Origin of the sequence: Lentimicrobium sp. S6 (genome assembly GCF_013166635.1) — a bacterium.
Lineage (GTDB): Bacteria > Bacteroidota > Bacteroidia > Bacteroidales > UBA12170 > UBA12170.
On the sequence record NZ_JABKBZ010000311.1, the window covers coordinates 1 to 333 of the forward strand.

General features: G+C 41.1%; 1 protein-coding gene. It reads right to left on the reverse strand.

All coding sequences use genetic code 11. The annotated features are described in order from the left end of the window. The coding region (locus HNS40_RS22840) for an HYR domain-containing protein (RefSeq protein WP_172285002.1) at nucleotides 1-333 on the reverse strand (333 nt) is incomplete at both ends.

Below are 333 nucleotides of genomic sequence, written 5' to 3' on the forward strand. Positions count from 1 at the left end.
ATCCTGATTATCAGTACTAATATTACCATGGATATCTTCTACAGTCCAGGTGATGGTGGTTGTTCCTACATTATAGAAGCCACTAGCATCGGATGTTCCATTGAAGTTATTTGTAATACTCGCTACTGAACAGTTATCTGCTGTTGTTGGGGCTACTACTGTTACCGCTGCGCCACATAATCCTGCATCGGCTGTTTGTGTTTGGGCTGCTGCAGCTGTGATACTTGGATTCTCATCATCTGTAATTACGATGTTCTGAGTACAAGTATTGGTGTTTCCATGAATATCTGTTACTGTCCATAGGATAGTTGTTGTTCCTACTGGATAAGTATC